The following is a 24,117-nucleotide window of genomic DNA, read 5'->3' on the forward strand; positions in this document are numbered from 1 at the left end:
CGAGGGATGCAAACGGATGACATTGCGCGAGCAGCTTGATCGCTACAAGGGCCAAGGTCCCGGATTTGACGCGGCGCGTCTGGTTCTTTCGATTTCCATCCTTTGTTGGCACAGCGTGGTGACGTCATATGGTCACGCGGCGGAAACGAAGATCTGGAACGGCCTTTTCTCTGCGCCATTGAGCGCCTTGATGCCCATGTTCTTTGCGTTGAGCGGGTTCCTGGTCATGGGCAGTTTCGAAAGATCAAACAATCTTCGCGGCTTCCTTGGCCTCCGCGCTCTGAGAATTGTTCCGGCGCTCTCGGTCGAAATCCTGATCTCCGCCTTGATGCTGGGCAGTCTGCTCACGACGCTGCCGTTGGCGAGCTATTACAGTGATCCGAAGTTTTTCAGGTACTTCGGAAGCTTGTTCGGATTCGTGAACTACACGTTGCCGGGCGTGTTTGCCGACAATCCCGACCCTGACAGGGTCAACCTGTCGCTTTGGACGATTGCTCCGGAGCTGATGTGCTACGTGTATCTGGGTCTGCTGATGGCGCTGCGCCTCAAGCGAACTGGCGTCACGATTTCCGCGATTGTTCTCCTCGTCATATGCCTCGCCGCGGACTCGCAAAGTGGCGTTGACCGGGCCGACACCGGCGTCGTATTTGCGCGCTTTCTTCTGATGTCGTTCGCTTTCGGAAATCTGATCTATCTTTGGCGTGAGTACATTCCGTTCCGATGGGACCTGCTTGTCGTCAGCATCGTCGTCGGATGTCTTTTCATCAAGACGCCAGTGCTGATCTATCTCTCGCTGCTGTGCCTGGCTTACGTCATTGTTTTTGTCGGATGCGTTCCGATCTTCGTTCCGAAGCCGTTCTCAACCGGCGACTATTCCTATGGAATCTATCTGTACGCCTATCCGATCCAGCAAACCTACGCGCATTTCTTCACCGAGCATCGTGAGTTCTATTGGAACATCCTCTTTTGTCTGCCCGCGACGTGCTTGGTCGCGGCGATATCCTGGTGGTTCATCGAGAAGCCGGCGCTGTCGTGGAGAAAGAGCTTGTACAAATTACCGGTCGCCGCGACGGAACTGACATTCGTGCAGATGGCCGTGCCGTTCGTTCTGCTGGCGGTGTATGGAGTGCTTCTCTTCGTGACCAGCGGGTTGTTCGAGACCGGCGTGCGTCTTCGCTCGATGTTCCCCTGGGTCGTCGTCTGCGCGCTCGTCGTCGTCGGTTTCAGGGTGATGTTTCTCCGTTTCTCCGGTCGGCCGAAATACCAGCAGTCCTTCGACTGACCCTATTGCCGTTCATCAGGCAATGACGGTCGGTGAAGGCAGGGGGACCTGTCATCTTGCGATCATTGTCGAACTCGCTTGGAACAGAGACCATGCACAAGCGCCTTGCGTTCATAGACACGTTGCGCGGTGTCGCCGTTCTCTGCGTGCTGTTCCAGCACGTGCTGGAACAGATCGTGCTCACGGGGCAAACCGGCGCGGCCGAGGGCATGCTGCATGGCCTGATCGGGTACTATTTCAATTTCGGTCGCTTCGGCGTCGTGCTGTTCTTCTTCGTCAGCGGCTTCGTCGTTCCTTACAGCTTTCCCGATAGTGCCGCGCCAGTTCGCGACTTCGCCATCAGCCGTTTCTTCCGGCTTTATCCAATGTACTGGTTGTCCATCATCCTGGCGCTCGCGATCCTGCCCACTGCGGAGGCCAAGGTCTTTCCCGCCTGGCAGGTGTTGGTCAACCTGACGATGTTCCAGAACGTGATCGGGCTGCCCAATATGGTGGTGGCGCACTGGACGCTTGCGATCGAATTGATCTTCTACATCGGCTGCGTGGTCCTCTTCGTCACGGGCCTGCTCCGCCAAAGCACGGCCGTGTTCGCGATCGTCGTCGCGATCTCGTGTGCCGGCATCATCCTGCCGATGCTGTTTGAGCAGCGGATGGTCTCGCGCCTGCTGGAGGTCGTGCTCAATCTCGACGCGATGCTGATCGGGAAAATCACCCGCGACACGGTCATGGGGCGGAAGCTGCGATGGTGGCACGTGGCGGTGTGTCTCGGCCTCTACAGCGCGTTCGCCATGGTGATTTTCAAGCGCTTGTATGGCGGGGACTACCAAGGCAATTTCTTCTACAGCTATTCGATCGCATCGGCCTATGTCGCCGCCGGCGTCACTTTCGTCATCTTCGCGTGGTATGGCGACAAGCTCGCGTGGCGCGGTCTCTCCTTCATCGGCAGGATCAGCTATTCGGTGTATCTGATGCAGGTCTACGTGCTGGCGCTGGCGGTGCACTATTTCGGTGCCGGCAGCTATCTGTCGCAATGGATATTGTTCGCGGTCGGCGTGTTTTCGGTCACGATTCTACTGTCCTGGGTCAGTTATTACGCGGTCGAGAAGCCCGCCATCGCCTACGGTCGTAACTATCGCTCGCGTCGGAGCGGCGGCGCCGAGGCCATGCCGTTGCCGGAGCAGGGCGTGGCATGATCGAGGCAACGAAGTCCGACGCATCAGGCGCGCCACGGGCGGGCTTTTTCCCATCGATTCAGGGCCTGCGCGGCCTGGCGGCGCTGACGGTGGTCGTGGCGCATCTCTATGCGATGCCGATGCTCGCCGGATTTCTGCCGACATTGCCGGGCTGGCTTTACAAGGTGTTCGACACCGGCGGTCACGGCGTCGAGCTGTTCTTCATGATCAGCGGCTTTCTGATTCCGGCGAGCCTTGTTCGGCACGGCAGGGTCTCGACCTTCATGTACGACCGCTGCCTGCGTATTGTTCCGGTCTTCCTCGTGCTCCACATGGTCGTGTTCACGCTCGGTCCGATCGCCGGTTACAAGTTCTTCAAGGGAATCGACGTCGGAACCTATGTCGAGCTGTTCCTCGTCAATCTGTTCTTCCTTCCCGATGCGCTCGGACTTCCGATTGCCCAGCAGAACGCCTGGACGCTGTCCTACGAGTGGGCCTTCTATATCTGGTTTGCCGCGATCTTTGTCGCCTACCGCGCACAGAACCGATGGGCGATCGTCGCGCTCGGGTTGGTCGCTGTGGCTGCCGTGGGCTACCGTCCCAATACCGCCTTCTTCGGCATCGGCATTCTCTTCGGCCTCATGTCGTTACGGCTGCCAGTGAAGGGCTGGCTGGGATTGATCGTGGCGATCGCCAGCTTTGCGCTCATGTTCGGCCTGATGGAATATGTCAGTGTTTGGGTCGCGCTGATCCCGGGGTTTTTGTTGTTCGCAGTCGTCTTGACGCCGGAGTCGGGATTCGCGCATTTGCTGAGCGCCCATGCCCTGCAGTTCGCCGGCAAGATCAGCTACAGCATGTATCTCGTGCATCCCTTCGTGCTCTTCCCCTTGCAGATCGTCGGCAAGAAGCTCGCGGAGAACGGCGTGAATCTCTGGCTGGTGTGGGGAGGATTCGTTGTATTGGGTCTCACGCTTACCATAATTGCGTCCACGCTCAGCTACGAGATCATCGAGGTCCGCCTTCGCAGCGCCATCGATCGGTTCCTGAGCAAGCGATGGGACGTCGAGCAGACGAAAGTTCAACAGCGTGCCTGATCGAAGCCACGCCAGTCAGATGCCTGCAACAGTGGCTTGGTATCCGGTTGAAGGATGCATGATTTGCGTATTCTTGTCCTGACCCATGAGTTTCCGCCCTTCCGCGGCGGTGTCGGTACCTATTGCGTGGAGACGGCAAAGGCTGCCGTCGCCCAGGGACACACCGTGGAGATACTCGCGCCCGACTTCGGCAAGGACAATTCGGACGAGGACCGGCTCTATCCCTTCACCGTGCGTCGCTTCGCCGGCGGTGTCTACGCGACCCGGGCCTTGCCGCGCCTGTTGCTCGCGCTGGTCGGTGCCAAGCCATGGACGTTCGATATCATCCACGCCGCGGACTGGCCGTTCGTGATGATGATCCCGTGGATGCGGCTCTTCATACGCCGACGCATCGTCGCCATGATGCACGGCACCGACGTCCTTCTTCTGGCGAAGTCGCGCGCGGCCGGATTGCTGTTCGGCCGCTCCTACCTGCGGGGAGCCGACTATGTCGTGGCCAACAGCCGGTTCACCGAAGACCTCGTTCTGCAATATCACCCTTATCTCGCGTCGCCGCGTCGGACGGCGGTCACACTGCTCGGCGTCGATCCGTTCTGGTTCAACCCGGCTGTCGGCGCGTCCGACACCCTGGACCGGCACGGCGTGCCGAAGAATCGGAAATTGCTGCTGACCGTGGCGCGGCTCGATGTCCGCAAGGGCCACCGGCATTTGCTGCAGGCACTTGCCCTGCTGCCTCCTCATGCCAAGGATCAACTCGGCTACGTCATCGTCGGCAAGGCGCTGGATCTGGCTTACCAGGACGACCTGAAGCGGCTCGCGGAGGCGAGCGGCGTGCCCGTCGTATTCGCCGGCGCAGTCTCGAATGACGACGTCCGGAACTTCTATGCCTCGGCCTGGCTGTTCTGCATGCTGGCTGAACCCAATCCGGAAAAGGTCGAGGGATTTGGGCTGGCCTACCTTGAAGCGGCGGCACAATCGCTTCCGAGCGTCGCCGCGCCGAATGGCGGTGTGCCTGAGGTGGTCCTCGACGGGGAGACGGGCGTTCTCCTGGGGGACCGCTCGCCGGAGAAACTGGCCAGCCTGCTCGAGGGCCTTCTGGACAGGCAGGAGGAGGTGGCGAGGTTCGGTTCGGCCGCCAGGATTTGGGCGCAGACGTTCTCCTGGCAGCGCTGCGCCGAACTGACGTATCAGCCTGAAAAGGCCGCGCATCACGCCCCCTCGGGCGCCAAGATCGTGGCAGGAGAATCATGATTTCGCAAACCACACCGGCCCCGCAAGGTCCCCGCGTCTCGGTCGTCATTCCGGCCTACAACGCGTCGCGCAGCATCGGGCGTGCGATCGCCTCGGTTCAGGCGCAGACCGAACAGGATTTCGAGATCATCGTCGTCAATGACTGCTCGACGGACGACACCGTTGCCGTCGTCGCCGGCCTTGCCGCCAAGGATGGTCGTATTCGTCTGGTCAATCAGGAGAAGAACGGCGGCCCGTCGAAAGCCCGCAACCGGGGATTCACCGAGGCGCGGGGCATTTGGCTGGCGATCCTGGATGCGGACGATGCCTACAAGCCGGATCGTCTCGCGGGGCTGACCGGGCTCGCCGAGACGGAATCGCTCGATATGATCGCCGATGACATCACGTATTACGACAGCGAAGCCGATGTCGAATTCGGCGATCAGCGACTGAGCCCCGGGTTCAACCGTCTCGATCTCGCCGGCTTCCTGCGCGCCTCGATGTTCCGCCCGCCGCTGCATGATTTCAGCGGGCGGGACGTGTTCCAATACGCGCTTCTCAAATTCGTTTTCAGGCGATCGTTCATCGTCGAGCACGGCCTTGCCTATCCGGAAACCCTTCGCGACAGCGAGGATTTCTTCTTCTATTCCGAGTGTCTCCTGGCGGGCGCGCGGGCCGGGCTCACGTCCGAATCCGGTTACGTGTACACCCAGCGCATGGGCAAGATTTCGAAGCAGCAGTCGGCGCTGACGCGAACGAAGGTTGACCGTATGCAGGTCGTGACGGGGGTCGATCTGCTGGTCTCACGGCATGAGCAGCGTCTGTCACCCGTCCACAAGCGGCTGTTGCGCGAGCGGCGCGCCCAGGCGATCGGACTGAACGCGCATGAGCGCGCGCGGGACCTGGTGCATCAGAAGCAGGTCGTGGTCGCGCTGCTGGAGTTGGTGAAGACCCGACCGGCATGGGCGTTCTCCGTGCACATGCTGCTGCGGCGAAGAAAAGACCGGCTTGCAAAGCTGGGCGGCAAGGTCTGATGAGCGAACAATCCGGTCTGATGAAGCGAACTGGCGTCGGCGTGCTCTGGATGGTCATCGGCTCCGGAGGGCAGACGCTGTTTCAGTTCGTCCTCTTTATGATCCTGGCACGACTGTTGGGACCGGAAGCGTTCGGTGTCGTCGGCATCGCCACGGCGTTCATCGACATTTCGAACCTGATCGGCCGGGCGGGCCTGACCGAGGTCCTGGTCCAGCGCGCGGAGACCTCCGAGGAGGAGCTCGATACGGCATTCTGGAGCAGTTTCGGGTTCGGTCTGCTGTTGACTGTCGTCATGTTCCTGACGGCGCAAAATCTCGCCGATCTTTTCGGTGTGGCTGAGTTGAAGCCCGTCATGCAGTGGCTGGCTCCGATGTCGCTGCTGTTCGCCGCCGGCACGGTCTATGAAGCGAAACTGCGCCGCTCGTTCGGCTTCCGCGCGCTGGCTGCACGCAACGTTTCGGCCACGGTCGTCAGTGGTGTCGTTGCCATGGTGATGGCGTTCACGGGCTTCGGCGTGTTCAGCCTCGTGGCGCAGCGTCTCATCTACTACGTCTGGTTCACCGCGGCGATGATCGTGGCAACGCGCTGGTGGCCGTCGCTGAGATTCCGCCCACGAATTGCAATTGCCCAGTTGAAAAGCGGAATCGCCGTGGCGTTGTCCTCGTTGCTTGGCTCGGGAAACCAGCGGGTGCTGGACCTGATCGTCGGCTATTTTGTCGGCGCCCAGGGCCTCGGCTATCTGCGAATTGCGTGGCGCGGCATCGACCTTCTGCTCGAGCTCTCGATCCGGCCCGTGACGACGGTCACGCTGACTTCGCTGTCACGCCTGCAGAACGATCGCCCGGCCCTGATCGATGCCTATCTCCAGCTCGTCAGTATGACGGCCGCTTTCCTCTATCCGCTGTTCGTCGGCGCCGCGCTCGTCGCGCCGGAACTGCTCACCCTCATGTTCGGTGCAAAGTGGCAGGCCAGTATCCTGCCCATGCAGATCCTGACGCAGATTGCGCTCTTCGTCCCGCTCATCTGGTACAAGACGAACATACTGATGGCCATCGGCCGGATGTGGGAAGTCCTGCTGATCAATCTGTTCGAATTTGCGCTCAGCATGACCGTGGGGGTGATCGCTGCGCAATACGGCGTCGAAGGAGCTGCGGTCGGCAACGTTGTCAGGATGCTGCTTGCCACCCCGGTGATCCTGTTCGCGGTCAACGCCTGGGTGGGGGTTCCCTTCGGGCGAACGTTGACCGCGGTGATGTATCCGGCCGCGGCAACGATCATCATGGCGGGCGCGCTCGCGCTGCTGCGGCCTCATCTGATGTCGCTGCATCCGATCGCGATCCTGGCGATCATGAGCGTGGTCGGATTCGCGATTTACGCGCCGGCTATCCTCGCGCTGGATCAGAGCCTGTGGCGCACCGTGCGGGCCGCTGTGTCGACGCGCACGCGCCGGCCCGAGCCGGCCTCCTGATCGCCCCGATCTACAGTTTCAGCAGATCGCCGGTCCATGCAATTGCTACAGTGACGAATGCGGCTGCCGCCGCTTTTGCCAGCAGCCACAGTAGCGGCTCCGACGGCAGCAGGACGAGGGCCGCGATGAGTGTCGCGCCGACGATTGCGGACAGCGCGAGGCCGGGTCTTGGGTAGGCGCCGAAACGGATCGTGGGGCCGCTTGCGAAGCCAATCGCCACTCCTGTGGCAAGTCCCGCGCACAAAAGGGTCGCTGTCGCGCCGAGGCCGGCCGCTCCGCCGACGAGGATGAACGCCCCGATGAGCGCGAGCTGGCAGGCTGCAACGACAATGAGCCGCATGGCCGCCTTTTCCAAATGAGGGATGAGCGCCAGCGTCGCCTGCAAATGCGTATGCAGGAAATAGAAAATCGCGATACTCGGCGTCACCGCGATGAAGCTCGGCGCCAGCGCGGGTGGAACGAAGAGCCTGGCGGCGTCCGGTATGAACGCGATCAATCCCCCAAGCATGATCGCCGTCGAACAAATCGCGAGATCGAACAGGTCCGTCGCTGCTTCCCGCGCGGACGCCCTTGTATCATTGTCGAATCGTGACACGACGTCGGGATAGCTGATGGTGTGGATGGCGGAAAGCAGCACGGAGAACGGCCGCTGCAGGAGATCGAGTGCCATCGAGAATCCGGCGCTGGAGCTGGAAGCAACGCCGAAACGGCCGATGATCAGGAAGCGGATCAGAATCGGGGCCGAGAGATGGACCACGGACGCACCCGAGGCGAGCATGCCGTAGCGGGCGAATCCCGACAGATCCGAACGCCTGGTCTGCCGGGGAGACCAGCCCAGCAGCTTGGGGTCGACGATCGACCCCGCGGCCAATCCGGAGAGGTGGCCTGCGAGGAGACCGAGCAATGCCGATTCCGCAGTCCCGTACAATTGCGCACCAGCGACGGCGCCCAGCAGCAGAAGTGTGGCGCGGCAGATCATGAGGACCGAAGCAGGCGCCAGCCGGCCGGAGACACGGATCGTCATGTAGTGGAGGTCCGTTGCCCCCTGAACGACCGTGACGGCGAGGCCGAGCCCGATCAGGCTCGCCAATTCCGCCCGGGCGAGCGCGCCAAAGCCTGCGACGACAGCCAGCGCGAGGGCGCTGAGCGCAAGCGCGCTGAACAGGGACGACCGCAGCCGAGCCGCCTCGTCGCCGGTGCTCGAGGACAGAAAGCGCTGGCCGGCAAGCTGAATCCATTCGAACGCGACCACCGCGGCAAACTGGCTGACGGCAATCATCAGGGAATATGTCGTGTACTGCGCCGGATCGAGCAGATAGCCGAGCGCGAAGATCAGCAGAATCGCAGCGAAGCTTTGATAGAAATAACTGGAGAGGGCAAGAAGTCGAACCATGAGTTTGACGGCTTCCGGCCTTTCTCTGGACGGCCCGGCCGCCTGTCCGCTGACGGCGCGATCGGCGCACAATCATCGCCTGTGCGGGCCGCAATGCTCTCCCTTAGAACATGAGGCGCGGCCGTAATCAACGTCGCGCGGTCGAGCCGGCGGGCATAAAAAACCAGGGCGGCAAGACTGCCGCCCTGGGTTATCGGTTCTGACTGCGTCCGTCCCGGAAACCGGGCCTCAGACGAAGAGGAAGTTGCCGTGGTCGAGATTGGTCAGGTTGACGCTCTGCAGGACGATCGAATCGGTCGCCGAGATCTGGATCACGGTACTGGAGCCGCTCTGGGTCATCTGCAGATGGCCGTAGTCCGCGACCAGCGATTTCGAGATCTCGATGACGTCATGGTTGGCGGCCGTCCCGGCGTGGAATCCCGCGATCGTGTCGCTGCCGTGATCATAGACGATGCTGGTCGACCCCGGCGACACCATGAACAGGTCCTTGTTAGCCGAGCCTTGCAACGTCTGGCCGGCGGCGACGGCGGTCACACTATGCGTTCCGTCGGCATTCTGCATGTCGATCTTGAGCAGCGTCCAGTTGGCATCGCGGCTGTCGTGCTCGATCGCGCCCGGCTTGCCGGCGACGGCGAAGTTGAACAGATCGGCGCTGCCGTCGGCGTACTTGATGACCTCCGACGTCTTCACACCGGTGCTGTCGTAGACGTCCGTGGTCTTGGTGCCGTCGCTGCCGGTCACCTGGGTGTAGTCGAAGGTGCCGTCGGCATGTAGCCTGGTATCCGTAAGCACCGTCCCGGCCGAGTTGGTGTGCTGGTACTCGGTGACATAGGTCTTGCCGCTAATATTGAAGAACGAGTTGTCGTGGGTGCCGTCGGCGTTGGTGACGTAAGCAGCGGTCTTGACGCCGGCCGAATACACGGTCGTCGAGGTCGATCCGTCGGTGTTGTAGACGGTGTCGTTGGCAAGGGTGCCGCCGGAATCGAACAGCTTCGTCTCCTTCCAGCCGTCGGTGTGTGTGACGTAGATCGAGGACGGGTTGCCACCCGAATAGTTGGTCGTCGTCGTGTCGCCGTTTGCCGCTTTGGCGATTTCCTGCGTGAGAGCTCCCGACGTATTGTAGGTGTCGGTCACGCCAGATCCATCGGCGTGCGACTGCACCTCGTTCAGTTTGTGACCGGTGCTGTCATACGTATCGGTGATCTTGCTTCCGTCGCTGTTGATCACCTGCTTGTAGTCGAGCGAGCCGTCGGCATGCGACCGGACAACCTCCGTCACGACCCCGGAAGCGTTGCTGTGCTGCGTTTCCGTGACATAGGACTTTCCGGTGATGTTGTAGAAAGTGCTGTCGTGGCTACCGTCGGTATTGGTGACGTAGAGCGCCGCCTTGACGCCGGCCGTGTAGGTCGTCGTCGACGATGAACCATCCGTGTTGGTCAAGGCGTCGGTCGCAAGCTTGCCACTGCCGTCGTAGAGCTTGCTCTCCTTGGAGCCGTTGGCGTTGACGATGTAGACGGATGCCAGCAGCGATCCGTTGTAGTTGGTGGTCGTGATCGAGCCGTCGGTCTTCTGAACGACGTCCTTCAGGAGCTTGCCGGAAGTATCGAAGGTGTCGGTCGTCGTGGTCGTCGATGTCGATGTGGTGACGGCGGTCTTGCGACCGGCCGAGTCATACAGCGAGGTCACCTTGCTGCCGTCACTGTTTATCACTTGGGTGTAGTCGAGGGTGCCGTCCGCATGCTTGCGGGTGTCGGTCGTCACCTTGCCGGCGGCATCGACGTGGAACGTCTCGGTGACGTAGCTCTTGCCGGCGATGTTGTAGTAGGTGTTGTCGTGCGTGCCGTCGGCGTTGTTGACATAGAGGACGTTCTTGACGCTGGCGGAATAGAGGGTCGTCGAAGTCGATCCGTCGGTGTTGTAGACGGTATCGTTGGCAAGCTTACCGGCAGAGTCGTACAGCTTGGTTTCCTTCGAGCCGTTGGCGTTGAGAATGTACGCCGAGGTCAGGAGCGCGCCATTGTAGTTCGTGGTCGTCACGGAACCGTCGGTTTTCTGCACCACCTCCTTGACGAGCTTGCCTGAGGTGTCGAACGTATCGGTCGTCGTCGCGGCTGAAGTGTTGGTGATCGCGCCGGTCTTGCGGCCGACAGAATCGTACCAGGTCGTAACCTTGCTGCCGTCGCTGTTGGTCACCTGGGTGTAGTCCAGGGTTCCATCGGCGTGCTTGCGGATATCCGAGGTCACCTTGCCGGACGCATCGACATGAAGCGTCTCGGTGACGTAGGTCTTTCCGGTGATGTTGTAGAACGTGTTGTCGCGGCTGCCGTCGCTGTTGGTGACGTAGAGCGCTGTCTTGACCCCGGCGACATAGGTCGTGGTCGAGGTCGATCCGTTGTTCAGCGTCACGGTATCGTTGGTCATCCGGCCGCTGGAATCATACAGCTTGGATTCCTTCGATCCGTCGGCATTGACGATGTAGATCGATGTCGGCAGCGATCCGCTGTAGTTGGTGGTCGTCACCGAGCCGTCGGTCTTCTGCACGACCTCCTTCACGAGCTTGCCCGAAGTGTTGAAACTGTCGGTGGTCGTGGAGGTCGCAGTCGACGTGAACATCGTGGTTTTGCGCCCGGCCGAATCGTACAGCGTCGTCACCTTGCTGCCGTCGCTGTTCATCACCTGGCTGTAGTCTAGCGTGCCGTCGGCATGCTTGCGGATGTCAGACGTCACCTTGCCGGTCGCGTCGACGTGCAGCGTCTCCGTGACGTAGGTCTTTCCGACGATGTTGTAGAAGGTGTTGTCGTGGCTCCCGTCCTTGTTGTTGACGTAGGAGGCGGTCTTGGCTCCGGCGGTATACAGCGTGGTCGACGAAGACCCGTCCTTGTTCTGGATCGTGTCGTTGGTCACACCACCGGTCCCGAAGCTCTTCGTCTCCTTGGAACCATCCGCCTTGACGATGACTTCCTGGACGACGACGCCCGCCTTGTAGCTGAAGCTGTCGGTCGATCCGTCCGCGTTGACCGTGGCCTTGCTGGTCGCGACCCCGTTACTGAAATTGGTCGTCGTGCTCGAGGCCAGGGTGCCGGCGGAATTGAAGACCTTGGTGAGGCTCCAGGTGCTGCTCGACGTCGTGACGGAGAACGAATAGCCGCCCTGGATCGCAGCCAGCGCATTCCCGTAATGCGAGATGATGTAGCTCATCGTCGCTTCGGACGCGACAGGGAGGACGTGCGTGTCCGTCAAGGTGATCGTCTTCAGCGTGGTCGACGCATTCAAATCCGACAGTTGGTCGACGATGTCGGCTGCCGTGTCGCTGACGTTGACCAGGCTTTCGGGAGGAGTCGCGGCCTTTGCCGGCGCGTCGATCTCGATGATCAGAGGATGATCGCTGAGCGGGAGCACGATCTGGCTGACGTCGGTATAGCTCGCGATCGGCGCCGTGCCGCTCATCGGATCGTAGACGACCACGGAATGATGAATGCCGCCGAGGTTCACGGTGACCGGCTGGGTCGCGACTGAAATCTCGCTGTCCGTCGCATCGTCCCAGATCTTCGGCTCGGCCCAGACCACGAGGTCGTAGGCGCCATTGCTCTTGGTCAGCACCATGCTGTTGCCCGAGGCAGGCAGCCCCGACAACGAGTAACCGAGCTGCGCGGTCGGCGCATGACCGCCGGTGCCGTCGTCGGCGAGGATGCTCGTCAGATTGTGGATCGCGGTTGCAGCCAGTTTCGGGGTTCCGTCGGCATTGAAGAGTCCCATGTTCGTGCCGGGATCGTTCTTGGCCGCGGTCGGATCGTGGTCGAGCAACTCGTAGATATAAGTGGTGCTGACGCCGTCTTTGAAGGCGTCGACCAGAGTGTTGAGGATCGACTTGGCCTGGACCGTCTGGTCGACGCCGAGATAGGGCGCGCTGCTCACCGTGCTGTAGCCGGTCTCAGTGATGACGACCGGTTTTCCTGAGGCGACCGAGGTGGCCTCGCCGATGTGGGTCGCAAGGGCAGCGGCCGCAGTCGTGAACGTTCCGGCATAGGCGTGGGAGTTGGCGTAGTCGGTGTAAGAGTACAGATTGCCGAGCTTGGCGTAGTCGTTGGTGTCCGTATAGCCGAGCGAGAGATTGTAGACCGACACGCCCGACAGTGCGGCGTCGCCCTTGATCGCCGTGTAGAGCGCCATCTGGAATTTTGCTGCCGCCGACACGTCGGTGCTTCCGTTATACGAGAACGGCTGGGTGTTGGCTTCGTTCAGGCCCTCAACCGCGATCAGGCTTCCGGGATTGGCCTTCACGAAGCTATCGAGCTTCGCGAGATACTGCGCGAGGCCGGCGGAACCGGACGCCGGCAAGTTCGAGGACACGATCAGGTCGAACTTGTAACCATCCGCGGCGAGCCCTTCCATGACGGGCTGGCTTCCGGGTGATGTCGCGAGTCCATCGCGCAACTTGGTGACGCCGAGATATTTGAGATCGTCCTCGACGAGCGCGAGGTTGTTGTAGCCTCCCCAGGAATACGCGACATGCGTGTTGACGCCGATGGATCCAGTGAAGGAACTCGTTGAATGAAGGGTCTGATCAACTGAAGACGTGGTCATCTGCTGCTCTGCATGTGAGTTCAATTGCGTCGAGCAGTAACCCTCGACGTTTGTGTTTCAGGTTTTTTATTCAGGTAAAAGTCGACACATCGCGCACTCTTCTCGCGACTCGTTTCGTCGACTCGTTTGCGCAAGGGATTAACCGCTGTCGATGTCAGCCGTGTGCGTGAACGATGTCACCACAGAGGCGCGTTGCGGTTTCCTGCAACGTTTGTTGTGCAAGCTGCATGATGCGTAGGCAACAGCCCGGGGTTCTACGGGGATTGCGCGAATTTGTTAGCAGGTTGCAAACCAGCGTCGCGACGATCGCGGAGGATATTGTCGGTCGACACCGGACCGTCAATCTCCTGTCATGCCGATTATCGGCTCGCGACGATGCCTTCGAAGAGATTGCGATACTCTTCGACGACGCTCGCGAAGGTATATTGATTGGTTTGTAGGGATAGTTGCTTAACCATCGCCGCGATTTCGTCCGGCTTCGACAGAAGCTGCTGGATGCTGGCTGCGAGAGACTCCGGATCCGGTTCCGTGAGCCAGCCCTTCGCACCGAGCGCGACGGCTTCGGGGATTCCGCCAAACCTCGTTCCAAGGAATGGCTTGCCGGCGGCGCGCGCGTCGGCGACCACGATCGGGCCCGGCTCTTCCCAGATCGGCGGAATGACGACCACGTCGATCTGTTCGTAGAATTTTTCCGGCGCAACGAACCCGAGGAACTCCAGCGTTGCGCGCGGCGCGAGAGTTCGAAGCTCCTGCTTCAATTCGTCGCTGGCATATCCGGCGATGACGAGCCGGACGGAGCTGGGCGGCAACAAGCCGACCGCCTTGACCAGATTGTAGATGCCTTTTTCCTCGGTCAGCCTTCCGATGAAGCCCAGCCTCAGAATGTTCGAGGGAGGGGTGTTGAACGGAGCGGCCAGCTTGAGCGCCGATGCATGCCGGATGACTTTCCGCGTTCCGATATTCGCGAACAGGCCGAGTTCCGTATGGATGTCGAGGATCCGCTGGCTCACGCCGACGACGGCACTCAGCTGCTTGGTCGCGGAGCGGCGGCTGACGGTTAACAGTTTGCAGCTCAAGCAGGTGTGCTTGCAGGCCCGGCCGTCGGAGAAGCGCGAGCACCGGGGACAGGTCAGATAATAGTCGTGCAGCGTGTGGACAATTGGAATGCGCCGGTCGAACGCCGCCTTCCAGACTGCCGTCGTCAGGCCCGAAAGGTTATTGGAATGCAGCAGGTCGGGCTTGAAGGCATCCATGCGCGCGCCCACGACATCTGCCGTTCGCTGCCAGTCCTCGATCGCGTGCCAGATGCCGCGCGCGGGCGCGCTTCGCTGTTCGGTAAACGGCAGATAAATGTTCTGGCTTGGCGCGGAATAGACGTCGACCTCGTTGTGCCTCTCGGCCTTTTGGTTGGGCAGGGATGCGGCACGCACAACCTCGATCGTGTCACCACGCGCAACGAGGCTTTCGACCAGGCGCCCGACGAATATTTCTGCGCCGCCGACGACTTTCGGGGCTCCGGGCGTCGGGTAAAGCGATGAGGTGACGAGGACCTTCATTAAGAATATGTCTCAATATCCATTGTGGCATTGCTGCTGCGGCTTTTTCGCCCGCTATTCTTGTGAATAGGTCCCGGACTTGCCGGTGTACATCTCCAGGATCTGCCGTGTAATCGTGTCGGGGGTGAATTTCTCCGCAAAGTCCGGTCGGGCAGGTGAGCTCTTCTTCCATCGATCCGCCTGACGAATTGCCTCCTGCATCAGTTCGGCGAGCCGTCGATGGTCGCTTGGCTCATACTTTCCTATCAGATTAGAAAACTCCGATATCTCCGGTATTCCACCAGCTGTGGAACAAATTGTGGCCTTGCCCGCCCCGATCCCCTCGATGAGCGTCCGTGGCAGTGGCTCCGGCCAGACCGAGCTGATCAGGCAGACGTCGACACCGGCATAGAAGTCCGCGGATTTGGTGAATCCGAGCCATTGCACGCGATCATTTCGTGAGGCTGCCTTGAGATCTCGTACGTAGGCTTCAAGACCTCTGCCGGCAATTTTGAGTTGCCAACCGGCGTCCGGCAGCAACTCCGCCGCCCTGAGCACGACGTCGATCCCCTTTTCAGGCTCCAGGCGTCCGATAAAGCCGAAGATCAGGTCGTTGGTAGCAGGCCCCGGTGTTGTGCCCAGGTTGGCCGTATCCGCGATATTGAAGATGACGCGGCAAGGGATGTCCGTGAAGTAGCCGGGCGCGAGGTGGCGATCCAGCACGTATTGGCTGTTGGACGTCACGGCGTCGACCATCCGCGAAGCGCGGCGATATGGCGCGGTCATTGTGGTGCAGGCCGTGCAGCGCCGCATGCACGTCGCTCCTGCTCGAAAGAGCGTCGACCGTTTGCAGATCAGTGAGTAGTCACGCAAGGTATGCACAATTCTGATGTTGCGACGTTTGGCTTCCGACCACAGCGAGACGGAAAATCCCGTGATATTATTGGTGTGGACGACATCGGGCTTTTCGATGTCCAGAATCTCGGCGAAGCGCGCGGCGGCCTTGCGATTCCAGGTATCCCGCAAGTGCCACTTCAGGCGCTGCATCGCGGAGGGCTTGGCATCGCGGCCAAACGGCCAGTAGTCGTTGTCCAGCGGCACGCGATAGACGCGCACGCCGTTGAGGTCGCCGACCGACAGCGTCTCTTCTTTTTGCAGCGAGACGACCGACACCTGCTGGCCGCGCTGCGCCAGCGCCTCCGCGAGCAGTGACACGGACACTTCGGCACCGCCGATGATTTCCGGCGGATAAAGTGTATTGACGATGAGTACTCTCAAGAATTGCCTCGGATTAGCCGACCGCAGCCGTCATGAGAGCCTCAGTTAGCCGGCCTGATCTCGAAATCAAGTGCGGCTTGACCCTTCGCGGTGACGAGTAGCGGCGTGGTCGATAGCTCGGTCCATGCGCCGGGAGCGGGACCCGCCGCCTGCTGGCATAAATGGCTGACCTCGGCATTCGGTTCTGTGCCTTTCAATCGCACTTCAAAACGTTTGGTCGGATTTTCCGACCAAAGCGCCGCCTTCGTTTCCGAACCGCTCTTGCTGCGGATGAGGACCACGCCGGGAACGGGCTTTGTTCGTTCCGCGGTCTGGCTTGAACGAATGAATGCCCAGCTTTCGCGGATGGAGCACACAGCGGGCTTCGGTGAGTTGTCGAAATGATAGATTCCGAAATTGTGCTCGAGCTCGGTCAGCTTGGTGCCGCTGTCCTTGAGCTCGTAGATCCAGATACCCTTCAGCCATGGCGGAGCCGTCGACGACCACAGGATGATTTGCGCCATGTTGTCGGCGGAAAGCTGCTCGTTCACGCTGCACTTGGCTTCGCCGGTCGGCCAGCCGGTTTCAGTCAGGTAAACCGGATAGTTGGCATTACCCGTTGCCTCGGCGACACGTCGTTGAAACGTCTCGAGGCGCTCGATCGCTTCGGCCGCGATGCGTCCGGCGGGCGCTGCGCAGTGGTTGTAGATGTGGATCGATATGCCGTCGGCGATCTTGAGCAGATCGGTCTTCAGCAACGCGTCCGTCCATTTGAACCCCGGATCGTCGCCGAGTACGCCGACCACGAAGGGGGCCGAGGGGACCGCACGCTTCACCGCCGGCTGCACCGCTTTGGCGAGCGCAACGTAATTCTCCACGTTGAAGTCCGGGTTTCTGCGTGCGCCAAGGTTATATTCGTTCCACATCTCGAAGATGGGCCGCTGGGGCGCCACCGATAGCGCAGCCGCCGTTGCATAGTTGACGAACCGCTGCCGCGCCTCGTCCGTCGTCGGCGGGTTGGAGTTGGGCACGAGGTGATGGCCGAAACCGAGAATGAGCACGGGCCTCCCGACGCCGGACTTGACCTGAGCCTCGAGGCGGCCGAGTTGCGGGTTGAAGCCGAATGCACGGCCGGGTATCTCGAAATCCGACCAGGGAAAGTCGTCGCGGAACGAGGTGACTCCAAGGTCCTTCAACTGCTTCACGGCAATGGAGGGCACATATCCGCGCCCGCCTATGGGGCCGCCTAGACCCTGGTGCGTGCCCACACCCAGCAGAATTCGCTCATCCAGGGGGTGCGCATTCTGAGCACCAGCGGGCGACGACGCTATGCTGATGGCCGCAACCAGTGCGGCGGACAGCACGTGCAAGCTACGCAAGACAGGTCTGGTCGGTTCGGGCACGCTGCAGCTCCACATTCGCCAACGATTGGCTGAACGAACTACCTTCCCCTTATGTTTCGAATTGGGCGATCTGCCGCCACATATGCGTGGGCGGCAGATTCCTGGTTCAGATCACTTCGCGTTCACCAAGGAGCTGATGTTGTCCGCGTTCACGGTCGCCGCGTTCAGCGGGTTCATGAGCTTGATGAATTCGGTCGACGGCGATTCCGCCACCGAGATCACGTCATGATCGCGCATCCTGAACGTATCGGCCTGGAACCAGCCGTCGGGCTTGCTCATGTCGAACTTGTAGACCGCGGGCACCGACTTGGTCGGGAACTGGGATACGTCAATGCCGATACGCTCCAGCAGCGGCTTGGGCTCGAAACGATAGAGGTAGATCGACTTCGAGTCCGCGCGATTGCCGTCGAGGCCGCCGGCCTTGGCGATGGCTTCAGCCAGCGACATGTTGTCGTTCTCGAACGAGAAGCGGCGGTTGTTGGTGCCGCCGATCGATCCCGGAGACGGCGTCGAACCGAACACCATGTAGACGCGCGGAATGCGGGTCAGGAAGACGACGTCGCCTGGAGCGAGCAGCGCGTCCTCGTTGGGGTTGTGCACGACCGAGGACATCGACTCGCTGTAGGTGCGGCCCTCGCGCTTGATCGTGATCGTGCTCTCGTAGGACGGATATTTCGGGCCGCCGGCGCGCGCGATCGCGCCCATCAGCCGAATCCCGCCCGGGTCGACCGGAAATCGCTGCGGCGAGTTGACTTCGCCGAGCACGCTGATCTGGTTGCCGCGCTGCTCGGCCACGCTCACGACGGCCTGCGGGTCGATAGCGCGGTCCTTGAGACGCTCGCGGATGATGTTCGAAACCGCGCGCGGCGTCAGTCCGGCGACCTTGACCGACCCGGCGTAGGGAATGTTGATGTTGCCGGATTGGTCGACCTGCTGACGTGGAATGTCGACGAAGTTGCCCGGCCTCACACCGGCTTCGCGCGGAATGAACAGGCCGCCTGCCTGCGCTTCGTAGACGGTCACGGTGACGATGTCGCCGATGCCGATCGTGACATCGCGATAATTGCCGCCGGGAAGGCGGGAGAACACCATTCCGGAGGCATCCGTGAACGCGTTGGTTGCCTGAAGGATCGCCGGGTTGACCGGCATCAGCGCGTAGGCGAGCGGCGCGGTCGGTTCGGTGACGAGCGCTGCATTTGTTTGCGTGGCCACGGCATCTGGAGAGTCCAAGGGAATGAAGCCCGCGCAACCCGCCAGGGAGATGCTGATCGCCGCGACAGCCAGGATTCGGCTAATCCCGAAATCAAAATTCGAATGTTCGGTTTTAGCCACCACTATTCCCTCGTACTCATCTAAAATCGGAATCACCGTACAAATCCCGTGCTGCAGAGTCACTGCTACGTCTTCGACTTTATGGTAAAGCACTTATGGCTGTGACCTTATTGCCACTTATGAACCTCGATACGCGTGCAAATCGCTGTCCAAAATTTGTGCTGAGCGACCTCTTTAATAAGCAGTTCGCATACTGGACATACACGTGTCAGATCGATGTCACGATTGAGGCCGGGGCGAACTCGTGAGCACCGCGCGGTGATGCCGTCGCACGTGCATATCCATCGCCGTGGGATGAGATCGCCGTAAACTTCAAGTGTTGGATTCGAGCTTGAGTTTACCCTGCGTTGTGGCTTCGTCGTCCCGGCGACTGGCAGGTTGCCCTGAGCGGAGGTCACGCGCGGTTCATCGGACCGATATTTCTGCGACGGGATTCCACCTCCGTTAACGCTTAGATTTGGAAGCTGGCGTCACGCTGGCGTCCGTAAGGTCTTCCTAATCCTGATCCGGCTAGTGGTCGGTCAACCAAAAGGGAAGGCGAAGACGATGTTGCACACCGGATCACTGCTGTTCGCGGCCGGCTTTCTCGTCTGCGCGATGGTCGTCATGTTTGCAGTCGCGTGGTCATTCTCGGACAATCGCGTGACCGACGGCGACTTCACGCAGGACGATCCCCGCCGGATGGCTTGATTGGCCGATCCCTACGATCGCAGATTGTTCGGGAAGTCGGACTGCAACTTCGCCTGCTGCCCGGATTCGCTTATCCGCATGTGCAGGACGTCGGCATAGACCTGACTCAGGGTGCGGTGGGTCTGCTCGATGTCGTAGAGGCGGGTGAAGCGCTCGTATCCGGCGCGGCCGACCGCGGGCAGATCCAGCCGGGTGGCGCGCTGAAAGCCTTCCATCAGCTTTTCGGCCGAGACCTCGTCGCACAGCACGCCCGTCGCATTGTCTTCGACGATTTCCGGCAGGGCGCCGACGCGGAACGCGATGATGGGCTTTCCCGCCCGCATCGCCTCGATGGCGACCAGTCCAAACGCCTCCCAGCGTGACGGAATCGCGACCATATCGGCCTGGTCGAGCTCGGCCTCGATCTGGTTGCGGTTCATCCAGCCCAGCAGCGAGACGTTGGCCGGCAGGTCGCTTCTGCGGAATTTGCTGACGACCGAAGCACCGATCAGGCGCACATCAAGCTTGTCTCCGAGCGCGCGCGCCGCATCGATCAGCAGATCATAGCCCTTTTGACGGTCGAGGCGTCCGATGAAGAGCACCTTGATCTTGTCCGACCGCCATGGCGTCGCGCCCTTGTCGAGCGCGGGACGCTGCTTGGAAATCCCGTTGTGCACAAGAACCAGGCGATTCGCCGCGATTCCGACCTGCTCGGCATCCGCCCGCTCGCTTTCCGAGATGCAGACGATGCGATGGGTGAGCTTCGACAGCACGAGCTCGGTGAACTTCGTGACCTCGCGGCTGAGACGGCCGGTCTCCCGGCCGAAGGCCCACCCGTGCGGGCAATAGACGATGCGCGAACGCCGATAGGTCAGCCAGAGCACCGGGCGCACCACGAGGCCCGCGAACGACGAGTGAAGATGGATGATGTCCGGCCGAAGCTGCCGGACCGCGCGCATCGCCGCAAAAAGCATGCGAAACAGGCCGACCGCGTTACGGCCGTCGCGCGGGAACGTGGTGACGGCGTCGTCCTCGATGTTCACCAGATCGCTGCGATGATCGGACGGAACGACGTAGTTGACGTTTCCGCGGCCGAAGCTCGCGCTCTGATGCGGATGCAGCTCGTTGAGGTAGGTCGCGATGCCGCCTCTGACCGTTTCGGCGATGTGCAGAACTTTCAGGCCGCTGGTCAACGGTCATTCCTTCCTTGTCTTGCAGACGCCGGATCTCGCAGACACAAGTCTCGTGCCTGTAAGCAGCAATATTTGGGCCGCGTCATTGGGCCGGACGGCGGGACGCAGGGTCCGGAGCGGGTTTGGCGAGAAATTCGAGCATCGCTGCGGCGGACTTGGCCCAGGAATATGTCATCAGGCGCTTTTGCTGCTTCTGTTGTTCCGCCGGAGAAATCCGGCCAAGTTCAATTCTTTCGCGCATCCGCGCCGACAGCTCGTCTGCGTTGAGCGCATCGAAATAGACGGCGGCATCGTCGCAGGTCTCACGAACCGCAGCCGCGGAACTCGCGATCACTGGGCAGGAGAAGTACATGGCCTCGAGGGGAGGTATGCCGAAGCCCTCGTAGAGGCTGGGAAATACGAACGCGGCAGCCCGAGCGAACAGCGCCGCTATTTCCTCGTCCTTCAGGCGGCCCGCGATGACGATGCCGGATCTCGACTCCGCAGCGCTGCCGCCAAAGACCTTGCTGTTGTCGCCGCCGACCACGACCAGCGGAAAATCGGCGCGGCCAAGCCGCTCGGCGGCGCGAATGGCGGTGTCGACGTTCTTGTTCTTGGTCATCGAGCCGACAAAGAGAAAGAACTGGTGAGGCGCAAGATGCAGCGTGTCGATGATCGAGAAATCGGGCGCGACGGTCGCGAAGTGCTCCGCGCTGTTCGGAATCACCGGAATGGAGGCGGGATCTAGCGACAGCACCTCGGCAAGTTCGTTGCGCGAAAACGCGGAAACTGTTGCGATCGTTGCGGCGCGCGCCAGCAATTGACCAAGCGTCCGATGCAGGGCGAGGTAGCGCCAGCTGAAAAAGTCCGGTCGTTTGAAAACCTGCGCGTCGTGAATCACGACCAGATGGTCGCGATGGAGCACGGGGCCGGAATTGGCGAGGCTGACCAGACGCGTGCCGGCGGCCGCACGCGCCAGATCGATCTGGTCCCACGCGTGCCCCTGCAACGATCCGACCTGCTTGATGGTGATGCGGCGAAGACCGGCGAGCGTTTGCGCATTTGGCGGCGCCAGGATTTGCCACTCTGCGTCCAGGAGTTGCCGCGGAGCCTCTCCACTCGCCAGCAAGCGGTCCATCGCCTTGACGATTTCGGCGGCGTAGCGCTGCACGCCCGTTAGCGACTGTGACAGGAACCTGCCGTTGATGGAGAGTTTCAAAGCCGATCTTTTTCTTTGCGGGTCTTGGGGCGTCTTACGCGAAATTTGCCTCAGGACTAAGCATTTCGCGCCGAATATACGATCTATCACGTGTAGCACATGTGGCGCTATCGTTCGAACATCCTCGCGGGCGGATAGCATGCGAGGATGCATGACACCATCATGTTTCCTACACATTTCAATGCGCTTACATGGATGCGCTTGGTTCGATGATGTCGTGATCGTCCAAACCTTGCCTCTCATGTCTTGGTCTGGCATTGCTTTGCGGAATGAACGAGATGACGACTTTGCGGCCAGTGATCGTTACCGGTGCTGCCGGTTTTATCGGAATGCACGTTTGTGAACGGCTGTTGGCACGTGGCGAACAGGTCGTTGGCATCGATGCCCTCACGCCATATTACGATCCGGCGCTGAAGCGTGCGCGCCTTGCAACACTCGATCACCATCCAGGGTTCAAATTCTACGAGATCGATCTTGCAGACTTCGCCGCGGTGACGCGTGTGTTCGACGATGTCTCGCCGGATCGCGTCGTGCATCTGGCGGCGCAGCCCGGCGTGCGCGCGTCGATCGACGATCCCATCACCAGCATCCGCGCCAATTGTGACGGCTTTGTCACCGTGCTCGAAGCCGGCCGGCGCCACGGTCTGGCGCATCTGGTCTACGCCTCGTCGAGCTCCGTGTACGGCGCCAATCGCACCTTGCCGTATTCGACCGAGCATTCGGTCAACCATCCGGTCAGCCTCTATGCCGCGAGCAAGAAGGCCAACGAACTGATGGCGCACACGTTCGCGCATGTTCACAAGCTGCCGGTGACCGGTCTTCGCTTCTTCACCGTCTATGGTCCGTGGGGCCGGCCCGACATGGCCGCCTGGCTGTTCACGCGCGCGATCTTCGCGAATGAGCCGATCAAGATTTTCAACAACGGCGATATGTGGCGCGATTTCACCTATGTCGACGATATCGTCGAGGGTGTGATCCGCACCCTCGATCGGCCGGCGACGCCGAATCCCGCGTGGAACGCCGAGCGGCCGGAAAACTCGTCCAGTTATGCGCCCTATCGCGTCTACAACATCGGCAACAACAGGTCGGTCAAGCTGATCGAGTTCGTCGAAACGCTTGAGAAGATCATCGGCAAGCCGGCGGTCCGCCAGCTTTTGCCGATGCAGGCCGGGGACGTCCTCGAGACGCGCGCCGACATTTCCGCGCTCCAGCGCGACGTCGGCTTCTCGCCGTCGACGTCAATCGCGGAGGGCCTTGGCCGCTTCGTCGAATGGTATCGACAGTATCACCATGTATAACCCCTAACCTGAGTAGCTCGCACGTGTCTCAAAAAATTATCCCCCTGATCATGTGCGGCGGTGCCGGAACGCGGCTGTGGCCGGCTTCGCGCGAGGTGCGCCCCAAGCAATTCCTGCCGCTGTTCGGTACGCGCTCGACCTTCCAGGACACGCTGCTGCGCGTGTCGGAGGCCTCGCTGTTCGATCGTCCGATCGTCATCACCAATGCGTCCTACCGCTTCATGGTGCTGGAGCAGCTCGCCGAGATCGGCATCGAGGCCGACGTGATCCTCGAGCCGATGCGGCGCGATTCCGGGCCGGCGATCGCCGCGGGCGCGGTGTTCGCGCAGAACCGCGCCAGCGACGCCATCGTGCTCGCGCTCGCCGCCGACCATGTGGTGCAGGACAATGCCGCCTTTGTCGCGGCCTGCCGCGAAGGCCTCACTGCCGCGAGCGCCGGGCGTATCGTCACCTTCGGCGTCAAGCCGGAGCGGCCTGCAACCGAATACGGCTATATCAGCCCGGGCGAGGTGATCTCCGGTGCGGTGCATGCGGTGGCGCGCTTCGTCGAGAAGCCGGATGCCGTGAAGGCCGCCGACTACGTCAATTCCGGCTATCTCTGGAACAGCGGCAACTTCATGTTCCCCGCCGCCGTGCTGCTCGACGAATACCGCAGGGTCGACGCGGCGAGCGTGGAGGCGATCTCCAATGCGGTGGCCAATGCCGGCCGCGATCTCGGCTTCGTGACGCTGGAGCCCGAGGCGTTCGGCGCGGCCAAGGCGATCTCGATCGACTATGCCGTGATGGAGAAGACCTCGCGCGCAGCCGTCGTGCCGGTGTCCTGCGGCTGGTCCGACGTCGGCTCCTGGCACGCGGTGTGGGAATTGTCGGACAAGGACGCGCAAGGCAATGCCGCGCACGGCTCTGCGGTGTTCGAAGACTCCCGCAACTGCAACGTCACCACCGATTCCGCGCTGGTCGCGCTCGAAGGCGTC

At 61.2% G+C, this 24,117-nt stretch carries 17 protein-coding genes; 9 read left to right on the forward strand and 8 right to left on the reverse strand.

Features of this window, described 5'->3' with window-relative positions:
• Nucleotides 1-16 precede the first annotated feature (16 nt).
• The 6 genes from IVB31_RS09670 to IVB31_RS09695 all read left to right on the forward strand — a co-directional run bounded on the left by IVB31_RS09670 (nt 17) and on the right by IVB31_RS09695 (nt 7,281).
• Nucleotides 17-1,282, forward strand: coding sequence for an acyltransferase (locus tag IVB31_RS09670; protein WP_247321207.1), 1,266 nt, complete (start codon nt 17-19; stop codon nt 1,280-1,282).
• A 92-nt stretch (nt 1,283-1,374) separates the two neighbouring features.
• Nucleotides 1,375-2,475, forward strand: a complete 1,101-nt coding sequence (locus tag IVB31_RS09675) for an acyltransferase (RefSeq protein WP_247321209.1) — start codon at nt 1,375-1,377, stop codon at nt 2,473-2,475.
• Nucleotides 2,472-3,548, forward strand: a complete 1,077-nt coding sequence (locus IVB31_RS09680; RefSeq protein WP_247321211.1) for an acyltransferase — start codon at nt 2,472-2,474, stop codon at nt 3,546-3,548. The genes IVB31_RS09675 and IVB31_RS09680 overlap by 4 nt, the downstream gene beginning before the upstream one ends.
• A 54-nt stretch (nt 3,549-3,602) precedes the next feature.
• Nucleotides 3,603-4,799: a glycosyltransferase family 4 protein gene (locus IVB31_RS09685; protein ID WP_249803111.1), complete on the forward strand. Its 1,197-nt coding sequence runs from the start codon at nt 3,603-3,605 to the stop codon at nt 4,797-4,799.
• On the forward strand, nt 4,796-5,812 hold the full coding sequence (locus tag IVB31_RS09690) for a glycosyltransferase family 2 protein (RefSeq protein ID WP_247321215.1): 1,017 nt from the start codon (nt 4,796-4,798) through the stop codon (nt 5,810-5,812). The genes IVB31_RS09685 and IVB31_RS09690 overlap by 4 nt, the downstream gene beginning before the upstream one ends.
• Before the next feature lie 50 nt (nt 5,813-5,862).
• Nucleotides 5,863-7,281, forward strand: a complete 1,419-nt coding sequence (locus tag IVB31_RS09695; protein WP_247321217.1) for a lipopolysaccharide biosynthesis protein — start codon at nt 5,863-5,865, stop codon at nt 7,279-7,281.
• 10 nt (nt 7,282-7,291) lie between these two features.
• Here IVB31_RS09695 and IVB31_RS09700 read toward each other — a convergent pair whose 3' ends face one another.
• The 6 genes from IVB31_RS09700 to IVB31_RS09725 all read right to left on the reverse strand — a co-directional run bounded on the left by IVB31_RS09700 (nt 7,292) and on the right by IVB31_RS09725 (nt 18,665).
• Nucleotides 7,292-8,674, reverse strand: coding sequence for a hypothetical protein (locus IVB31_RS09700; protein ID WP_247321220.1), 1,383 nt, complete (start codon nt 8,672-8,674; stop codon nt 7,292-7,294).
• 228 nt (nt 8,675-8,902) lie between these two features.
• Nucleotides 8,903-13,258 (reverse strand): RHS repeat protein, encoded by a 4,356-nt coding sequence (locus IVB31_RS09705; protein ID WP_247321222.1) that lies wholly within the window; start codon nt 13,256-13,258, stop codon nt 8,903-8,905.
• A gap of 359 nt (nt 13,259-13,617) precedes the next feature.
• A complete protein-coding gene (locus IVB31_RS09710; RefSeq protein ID WP_247321225.1) occupies nt 13,618-14,814 on the reverse strand; it encodes a glycosyltransferase family 4 protein in 1,197 nt (398 codons plus the stop codon).
• A gap of 54 nt (nt 14,815-14,868) precedes the next feature.
• Nucleotides 14,869-16,071: a glycosyltransferase family 4 protein gene (locus IVB31_RS09715; protein ID WP_247321227.1), complete on the reverse strand. Its 1,203-nt coding sequence runs from the start codon at nt 16,069-16,071 to the stop codon at nt 14,869-14,871.
• Between the two features lie 41 nt (nt 16,072-16,112).
• Nucleotides 16,113-17,453: a hypothetical protein gene (locus tag IVB31_RS09720; protein WP_247321232.1), complete on the reverse strand. Its 1,341-nt coding sequence runs from the start codon at nt 17,451-17,453 to the stop codon at nt 16,113-16,115.
• Nucleotides 17,454-17,564: 111 nt separating this feature from the next.
• Nucleotides 17,565-18,665, reverse strand: a complete 1,101-nt coding sequence (locus IVB31_RS09725; RefSeq protein ID WP_247321234.1) for a polysaccharide biosynthesis/export family protein — start codon at nt 18,663-18,665, stop codon at nt 17,565-17,567.
• A 666-nt stretch (nt 18,666-19,331) separates the two neighbouring features.
• Here IVB31_RS09725 and IVB31_RS09730 point away from each other — a divergent pair.
• Nucleotides 19,332-19,475 carry a hypothetical protein gene (locus IVB31_RS09730; RefSeq protein WP_247321236.1) on the forward strand — a complete coding sequence of 48 codons (144 nt, stop codon included), beginning with the start codon at nt 19,332-19,334 and terminating at the stop codon, nt 19,473-19,475.
• Between the two features lie 11 nt (nt 19,476-19,486).
• Here the strand turns inward: IVB31_RS09730 and IVB31_RS09735 are convergent, their stop codons facing one another.
• Both IVB31_RS09735 and IVB31_RS09740 read right to left on the reverse strand, forming a co-directional pair.
• Nucleotides 19,487-20,647 (reverse strand): glycosyltransferase, encoded by a 1,161-nt coding sequence (locus IVB31_RS09735; RefSeq protein ID WP_247321238.1) that lies wholly within the window; start codon nt 20,645-20,647, stop codon nt 19,487-19,489.
• Between the two features lie 82 nt (nt 20,648-20,729).
• Nucleotides 20,730-21,845 carry a glycosyltransferase family 1 protein gene (locus tag IVB31_RS09740; RefSeq protein WP_247321259.1) on the reverse strand — a complete coding sequence of 372 codons (1,116 nt, stop codon included), beginning with the start codon at nt 21,843-21,845 and terminating at the stop codon, nt 20,730-20,732.
• A gap of 278 nt (nt 21,846-22,123) precedes the next feature.
• On the opposite strand from IVB31_RS09740, the gene IVB31_RS09745 reads away from it, so the two are divergent.
• Both IVB31_RS09745 and IVB31_RS09750 read left to right on the forward strand, forming a co-directional pair.
• Complete coding sequence (locus tag IVB31_RS09745) at nt 22,124-23,143, forward strand: NAD-dependent epimerase (RefSeq protein ID WP_247321240.1); 1,020 nt, start codon at nt 22,124-22,126, stop codon at nt 23,141-23,143.
• Nucleotides 23,144-23,166: 23 nt separating this feature from the next.
• Nucleotides 23,167-24,117: mannose-1-phosphate guanylyltransferase/mannose-6-phosphate isomerase (locus tag IVB31_RS09750; RefSeq protein WP_247321242.1), on the forward strand; the 951-nt coding region annotated here is incomplete at its 3' end.

Source organism: Bradyrhizobium sp. 21 (assembly GCF_023073335.1).
GTDB lineage: Bacteria > Pseudomonadota > Alphaproteobacteria > Rhizobiales > Xanthobacteraceae > Bradyrhizobium.